7 protein-coding genes and 1 riboswitch are annotated in these 7,072 nt (G+C 73.4%); of the genes, 1 reads left to right on the forward strand and 6 read right to left on the reverse strand.

The window, feature by feature from the left end:
• Nucleotides 1-154 precede the first annotated feature (154 nt).
• Both GTY84_RS20500 and GTY84_RS20505 read right to left on the reverse strand, forming a co-directional pair.
• Nucleotides 155-940: an SGNH/GDSL hydrolase family protein gene (locus GTY84_RS20500; protein WP_161227780.1), complete on the reverse strand. Its 786-nt coding sequence runs from the start codon at nucleotides 938-940 to the stop codon at nucleotides 155-157.
• Between the two features lie 221 nt (nucleotides 941-1,161).
• A complete protein-coding gene (locus GTY84_RS20505; protein ID WP_161227755.1) occupies nucleotides 1,162-2,160 on the reverse strand; it encodes a M23 family metallopeptidase in 999 nt (332 codons plus the stop codon).
• A gap of 4 nt (nucleotides 2,161-2,164) precedes the next feature.
• A riboswitch (cyclic di-AMP (ydaO/yuaA leader) is annotated at nucleotides 2,165-2,323 on the reverse strand.
• A gap of 480 nt (nucleotides 2,324-2,803) precedes the next feature.
• Here GTY84_RS20505 and GTY84_RS20510 point away from each other — a divergent pair.
• Complete coding sequence (locus GTY84_RS20510) at nucleotides 2,804-3,601, forward strand: tyrosine-protein phosphatase (protein ID WP_161227756.1); 798 nt, start codon at nucleotides 2,804-2,806, stop codon at nucleotides 3,599-3,601.
• A 90-nt stretch (nucleotides 3,602-3,691) separates the two neighbouring features.
• Here GTY84_RS20510 and GTY84_RS20515 read toward each other — a convergent pair whose 3' ends face one another.
• From GTY84_RS20515 to GTY84_RS20530, 4 genes are all read right to left on the reverse strand, one after another.
• The gene (locus tag GTY84_RS20515; RefSeq protein WP_161227757.1) at nucleotides 3,692-3,811 is read right to left on the reverse strand and encodes a DUF6126 family protein; all 120 of its coding nucleotides are present in this window, start codon (nucleotides 3,809-3,811) and stop codon (nucleotides 3,692-3,694) included.
• Nucleotides 3,808-4,455, reverse strand: a complete 648-nt coding sequence (locus GTY84_RS20520) for an XRE family transcriptional regulator (RefSeq protein ID WP_161227758.1) — start codon at nucleotides 4,453-4,455, stop codon at nucleotides 3,808-3,810. Before GTY84_RS20520 ends, GTY84_RS20515 begins: the two co-directional genes overlap by 4 nt.
• Before the next feature lie 140 nt (nucleotides 4,456-4,595).
• Entirely contained in the window at nucleotides 4,596-5,981 is a 1,386-nt protein-coding gene (locus tag GTY84_RS20525) for an aspartate aminotransferase family protein (protein WP_161227759.1), read from the reverse strand.
• 446 nt (nucleotides 5,982-6,427) lie between these two features.
• Nucleotides 6,428-7,072: flavodoxin-dependent (E)-4-hydroxy-3-methylbut-2-enyl-diphosphate synthase (locus GTY84_RS20530; protein ID WP_161227760.1), on the reverse strand; the 645-nt coding region annotated here is incomplete at its 5' end.

Raw genomic sequence — 7,072 nt, forward strand, 5'->3', positions numbered from 1 at the left:
GTCGGCCGTCCGCCCCCGGAGGACGGGCTCCCGCCCCGGAGGACGGGCTCCCGCCGCCGGAGGACCGTCCGCCCGGGCCCCGGTGCCGCGCCCCGGCCCTCGCCGGGAACGAGCACCGGGCCACCGCACCACGGCCCCGCCACCGCCCCCGGCCTCACGCCACCGCGGCGATCCGCATCCTGATGTCGTCCGGCGACAGCGTCCCCTTGGCCGTCACGTTGTCCCCCGAGGACTCGCCCCGCAGCCGCCGCCCGATCCACGGCACCAGGAACTCGCGGGCCCAGTGGACGTCGTCGCGCCGGACGTCGAGGGTGCCGCGCGGGGGCTGCGGCGGCCAGGGCTGGGCCGGGTCGGCCGGCACCGGCAGCCCGAGGGCCTGCCCGGCGCGCAGCGCCACCCGGGTGTGCCCCTCGGGCGACAGGTGGAGCCGGTCGGCGTCCCAGGCCCGGCGGTCCTGGACGCTCCGGAGCGACCACAGGTCGAGCACGGGGCAGCCGTAGCGGTCCGCGACGGCGCGCACATGTCCGTTGTAGGTGGCGATCCTGCCGCGCAGATGCTTGAGCAGGGGGACGCCGCGGGTGTCGAAGCCGGTGGTGACCAGTACGGTGCCGGCCGCGGCGGTCAGCGCCGCCACCGCCCGCTCGAACCGCTCGGCCACCTCGTCCGGGTCGGTGCCGGGCCGGATGATGTCGTTGCCGCCCGCGCAGAAGGAGACCAGGTCCGGCGCGAGGTCCACGGCTCGGGGGAGCTGGTCCGCCACGATCTGGTCCAGCAGTTTCCCGCGCACGGCCAGGTTGGTGTAGGTGAAGTCGCCCTCGGGGCGCCGGTCCGCGAGCAGGACGGCGAACCGGTCGGCCCAGCCGACGAACGCCCCGTCGGGGCCGGGGTCGCCGACGCCTTCGGTGAAGCTGTCCCCCAACGCCACGTACGACCCGATCACTGCTCCGCTGTCATTCTTCGAATCGTCTGCCACGTCGACCCATCCTTCCCCGTGGAATGTGACCTACGCGACCGTAGGAAAGGGTTGACGGGCGGTGAGAAAGGCCACGCCCCCGGGGTTGGCCGATTCGGGAATACGCCGGGCCGAAAAGGGTGCGCCGAAAACACCGGAGGCCGGACCCGGGGATCGGGGTCCGGCCTCCGGTGGTGCGGGGGCCCGGGTCAGATCGCGACGCCGTGCGCGCGCAGGTAGCCGATCGGGTCCACGTCGGAGCCGTAGTCCGGGGTGGTGCGGATCTCGAAGTGCAGGTGCGGTCCGGTGACGTTTCCGGTGGCGCCGGACAGGCCGACCTGCTGACCGGCGGTCACGGACTGGCCGGCCGAGACGGAGAGCGAGGACAGGTGGGCGTACTGGGCGTAGTGGCCGTCGGCGAGCCGGATGACGACCTGGTTGCCGTACGCGCCGCCCCAGCCGGCGGAGACCACGGTGCCCGCGCCGACGGCCTTCAGCGAGGTGCCGGTCGGGACGACGAAGTCGGTGCCGGTGTGGTAGCCGCTGGACCACATGCCGCCCGCCTGGCGGTACGGGGTGCCGACCGTGCCGCCGGGCACCGGGGAGACGTAGCCGCTGGTGGAGCCGACGGGCTGGGCGCCCGCGGACTGCGGGGAGATGTTCGACGCGGCGCCGGAGGAGGCGGCCTCACCGGCGGCCGGGACGGCGGGCTTCGGGGCCGCCGGGGCCTGGGCGGCGGGCTCGCGCTCCGCGGGCTTCGGCGCGGCGGCGGGCTTCTCCGCCGCGGCCCGGGGGGTCCCGGAGGCGGGCGCGGAGCGGTCGGCGCCGGCCTTGCCGCCGAGGACCAGGCGCAGGCCGGGGTGGATCAGGGACGGGTTGCTGCCGACGGCCTCGCGGTTGTCCGCGTAGAGCCGCTTCCAGCCCCCGTCGACGTGCTGCTCGGCGGCGATCTTCGAGAGGTGGTCGCCGCCGCGGACGGTGTACGTCCGGGTGCCCTGCTTCTGGTCGGCACCCTGGGCCGGGGCCTTCGCGGCGGTGGCCGGGGCGGAGTGCGCGGACTGTCCGGCGGCGGAGTGCGCCGGGGCGGCGTGGGCGCCGGCGGCACCCATCAGCGGGAGCGCGAGCGCGGCGCCGCCGGTTCCGGCGACGGCGATGGTGCGGGTGAGGCGCTGGGCCTTGGAACGGCGGTGCTTACCCTTCGCGGGCATGTCGAATTCCTCTCCGGCGCCTGCGAGGTGAGCTGTCGGGTGCGGGCTGGAGATGCCCGGCCGCGCGGACGGCGCGGCTTTACCCCTAGCCGTTCCGGGAACCGGAACAGGCGGTCGAACCTGTGGGTCCCCCGCTCCTGCCGGGTACGGGTGGTGAGATGGATACGGGCTCCGGGCGGCGGCAGGATTGGGCGTCCGACCGGATCGGTGGCGAACGTAAGGGACCGGGACGCGAACGGACAAGCGAGTGGTTCCGGGGACGGGAGTTTCTCGTGATCCTTTATGGGAATACGCGGTGACCCTGTGTCGATTTCCTGGTTTCGGGACGCCCGAACACCCCGGAAAAGCATGTGAATTACGTGAACATGACGGGCGACGCACCGTCACGGATATGACGCTGCTCACGGGTCTCTTTTCCGCCCGTCCTTATTTCGGAGCGAGCAGGAATCAAATACACCGATTCGGACATAATCTTGGGAAAGCGACATCGCCCGGCATTCGGGTCATGCCCGGAAGGTGTGCGACGGAGCCTCCCGCGGGGCCGCGCGCACCCCGTCGCCCCAGGCGGGGGATGCCGTATGGTCGGGTCGACCGACGCCCGCCGGGTGAGCAGCGCCCGCGGGCCGCAGTGGGAGGAGCCCCCGTGACGCAGCAGGTCCCCTCGACCGAGCCGGAACTGGCCGGAGTGCGCAACTTCAGGGACCTGGGCGGACTGCCGACGGTGGACGGCCGCCGGGTGCGCGGCGGGGTGCTGTACCGCAGCGGCCACCTGGCGCACGCCACCGGGGAGGACACCGTGTTCCTCGCCTCGCTGGGCCTGCACACGGTCTTCGACTTCCGCAACGCGGCGGACCAGCGGCTGGAGGGCCCGGACGTCGAGCTGCCGGGCGTGCGCAACGTGAACCTGCCGCTGAGCGACCCGGCCGACGGCGCCGAGTTCTGGCGGCTGGTCCGCGACGGCGACCTGGACCAGCTGCGCGGCATCCTGGCGGACGGCAGGGCGGCCGGCCGGATGATCGGCTCCTACCGGATGATCATCAAGGACCGCACGGCGGAGCACTCGCGGGTGCTGCGCGCGCTCGCCGAGGACAGCGTCCCCGCCCTGATGCACTGCGCGGCGGGCAAGGACCGCGCGGGCCTGTCCATCGCCGTCACCCTGCTCGCCCTGGGCGTCGAGCGCGACGCCATCGTCGAGGACTACCTCAAGTCGAACGCGGCCCACCGCCGCTACCGGGTGCAGCGCAGCGACTCGTCGGCGGCGGCCCACTCGCCCGAGGTGATGGAGCTGCTCGACCCGCTGTTCGACGCGCGCGCCGAGTATCTGGCGGCGGCCTTCGAGACCGTCGAGGAGACCTGGGGCGGGGTCGACACCTATCTGGAGCGGGGGCTCGGGATCACGGCGCCGACCCGGGAGCGGCTGCGCGAGCGGCTGCTGGACTGAGCCGGGCCCGCCCGGCCCGCCACCCGTCCGGCCGGATGGTCACCCGACCGGCCGGACGGCTGCCCGGCCGCCCCGGCCCGCCGGTGACCGCTACTTGGCCCCCACCGCGAAGAGCACATAGATGAAGGCGGCCAGAAGATGGCCCACCGCGACGTAGATGAGCAGACGGATCCACAACGAGCGGGGGAACTTCTCCTCCAGGTTGCTCATGACATCTCTCCATGGGTCGGTCCCAGGCACAGGGTGGCCGTGGGCGTCTGCAACAGGGTATGGACGAAGAGCAGCTCGACCCCGTCGGGGTCCTGCGCGGCGATCCGGTGCGGGGTCATCGAGTCGAAGTGGGCGCCGTCCCCCGGGTCGAGCCGGTGGGCGCTGTCCCCGAGGCGCAGCCGGAGCCGGCCCCGCAGGACGTGCAGCCACTCCTCGCCGGGGTGCGCCCGGACGATGTCGCCCTGGGAGCCGTAGGGCACCCGGACGCGCAGGGACTGCATGGCGCGGCCGGGGGCACCGACCCGCCAGTAGGTCCAGCCGCCCGCCGCGGTCGGCTCCATGTCGGCCGCCCGCACGATGGCGTCCCGCTCCGCGGGGGTCTCACCGAGGAGTTCGGCGACGGTGGTGCCGTAGATCCGGGCGAGGGCCAGCAGCATCGGCAGGGAGGGCTGACGTTGCCCGGTCTCCAGGCGGGAGAGGTGGGCGGGCGAGAGCCCGGCGGACCGGGCCGCGGCCTCCAGGGTGAGGGCGGCCCGGCGCCGCAGGGACCGCAACTGGGGGGCGACGACGGCCACCGCGTCGGCCGCGGCGGCCTGCCCGTCGTGCGGACCGGCCCCGGGCGGATCGGTCTCGGAGAAGCTCATGCACCCATTGAGCCGCAGTTTTGCCCCCGAGGCAATTCGATTGCCTCAGAGGCAAGAGCCTCCGGCCCCTCGCGCCGGGCGGGCCGGCCGGCACACCGCTCGGGTCGTTCCGCGCGCCGGGCCGGGGCGCCGGGGGCGGGTCAGCGCGTGGCCACGGCCTGCTTCACCAGTGTCTTCCCGAAGTCCCACATCAGGCCACCGCCCCGGTGTGCGTCGTCCATCACGTCGCGGAAGGCGCCGACGAACCGGTCCACGTCCGCCTCCCCGATGATCAGCGGCGGGATCAGCTTGATCACCTCCAGATGGTCACCGGAGACCTGGGTCAGGATTCGGTGGCGCTGGAGCAGCGGCACGACCACCATCTGCGCGAACAGGCCCTTGCGGGCGGCCTGGAGCATGGCCCAGCGGCTGCGCAGCCGCAGCGACCCGGGCCGGCCGAACTCGATGCCGATCATCAGCCCCCGGCCCCGCACCTCCGCCAGCAGCTCGTACTCGTCCACCAGGGCCGCCAGCCTCGACCTCAGCGACTCGCCCACGGCGGCGGCGTTGGCCACGATCTCCTCGTTCTCCATCACCGACAGCACGGCGAGCCCGGCCGCCATGGCCTGGGCGTTGGAGCCGAAGCTCGCCGAGTGGACCAGCACCCGGTCCATCGAGGAGTACACCTTCTGGAAGATCCAGTCCCGGCCCAGGGTCGCGCCGACCGGCACATAGCCGCCGGACAGGGACTTGGCCACGCACACCAGATCCGGTTCGACGCCCTCCTCGTGCTGGTACGCGTAGAACCGGCCGGTCCGGCCCAGGCCGGTCTGCACCTCGTCGCAGATGAGCAGCGCCTTGTGCCGCCGCAGCAGTTCCTGGGCGCCACGCAGATAGCCGGGCGGGGCCTCGTGCACACCCTTGCCCTGGATCGGCTCGACGATCAGCGCGGCCACGTCGCCCCTGCGCAGCTCCCGCTCCAGCGCGTCCAGGTCGCCGAGGGGGACGGAGGTGTCCGGCAGCAGCGGGGCGAAGCCGTCCCGGAAGGAGTCCTCCCCGTTGACGGAGAGCGAGCCGGTGGTCAGCCCGTGGAAGGAGTGCGCGCAGTACAGGACGCGGGGCCGGCCGGTGGCGTAGCGGGCGAACTTCAGCGCCGTCTCCACCGCCTCCGTGCCGCTGTTGCCGAAGAAGACCCGGTCCAGGTGGGGGCTGTAGGAGAGCAGCTTCTCGCCCAGCAGCCCGGGGAGCGGCGCGCAGTCGAAGCGGGTGAGGTCGGCCAGTGAGGCGTCGAGGACGTCGTGCAGCGCCCTGCGGACGACGGGATGGTGGCGCCCCAGGCCCATCACCCCGAATCCGGCCAGCATGTCGAGGTACTCGGCGCCCTCGGCGTCCCAGAAGTACGCCCCCTCGGCCCGCTCGTAGACCTTGTCGAAGCCGATGGTGCGCAGCATGCGCGGCAGTTGGTGGTTGAGGTGCTTCGCGTGCAGTGCGTACCGCTCACCCCCGCGCTCCGCCAGGAGCGCTCCGAGGTCGAACTCCTTGGGCATTCCGTTCCCTCCTTGCGACGGGCGGAGCACGGGCGGGCGGTCCGCGGGCCGGTGGGCCGCTTCCCGCCGGGGCCCCGCCCGGCTGCCGGGCTCGCGCCGTGACGGGCGGAGCCTCCCCCGGGGGCGGCCGGCGGTCCGGGGTCCCTGCGGTCCCGGCCGAGCGGCGCGCGCCCCTGCTGACGGTTCATCATTCGACTCTGTTCACGGGCCGGTCGGCCGCTCCCCGGCGGACGGGCGGACGGGCGGGGCCGGGATGCGGCGGCGGGTGGCGCCGGTCCCGGCCCGGTCCGGAGCGCGCCCCGGTACGGACGGCGGGGGTGCGCCGGGACGGGGGGCACGGACCGTCCGGCGGGAGTCCGGACGGCGGCCGGGCCCCCTTCCGGGACGCGCGGTCCCCGGACCGTCTCCGGCGTGGTCACCCTCGGCCCCCCTTCGGTGTGTGCGGTTCAGCCCACGGTGACGGACGGCTCCCCCGCCGCCCCGTCCCGCCCCATCTGTTCGGCGATCTTCAGGGCCTCGTCGATCAGGGTCTCCACGATCTTCGACTCGGGCACCGTCCTGATCACCTCGCCCTTCACGAAGATCTGCCCCTTGCCGTTGCCCGAGGCCACACCCAGATCCGCCTCACGGGCCTCACCCGGACCGTTGACCACACAGCCCATCACCGCCACCCGCAACGGGACCTCCATCCCCTCCAGACCCGCCGTGACCTCCTCCGCCAGCTTGTACACATCCACCTGCGCCCGCCCGCACGACGGACACGACACGATCTCCAGCCGCCGCTCCTTCAGCCCCAGCGACTGAAGGATCTGGATACCGACCTTGACCTCCTCCACCGGCGGCGCCGACAACGACACCCGGATCGTGTCCCCGATCCCCTCACTCAGCAGCGCNCCGAACGCCACCGCCGACTTCACCGTCCCCTGGAACGCCGGACCCGCCTCCGTCACCCCCAGATGCAGCGGATAGTCACACCGCTCCGCGAGCTGACGGTACGCATTCACCATCACCACCGGATCGTTGTGCTTCACCGAGATCTTGATGTCCCGGAACCCGTGCTCCTCGAACAGCGACGCCTCCCACAACGCCGA

The sequence above is a fragment of the Streptomyces sp. SID8352 genome (genome assembly GCF_009862265.1).
Lineage (GTDB): Bacteria > Actinomycetota > Actinomycetes > Streptomycetales > Streptomycetaceae > Streptomyces.

What these genes read in the sequence shown, in the direction of transcription:
- GTY84_RS20505 (WP_161227755.1), bottom strand. Translation starts at nt 2,160, where the DNA reads ATGCCCGCGAAGGGTAAGCACCGCCGTTCCAAGGCCCAGCGCCTCACC.
- GTY84_RS20515 (WP_161227757.1), bottom strand. Translation starts at nt 3,811, where the DNA reads ATGAGCAACCTGGAGGAGAAGTTCCCCCGCTCGTTGTGGATCCGTCTG.
- GTY84_RS20520 (WP_161227758.1), bottom strand. Translation starts at nt 4,455, where the DNA reads ATGAGCTTCTCCGAGACCGATCCGCCCGGGGCCGGTCCGCACGACGGG.
- GTY84_RS20525 (WP_161227759.1), bottom strand. Translation starts at nt 5,981, where the DNA reads ATGCCCAAGGAGTTCGACCTCGGAGCGCTCCTGGCGGAGCGCGGGGGT.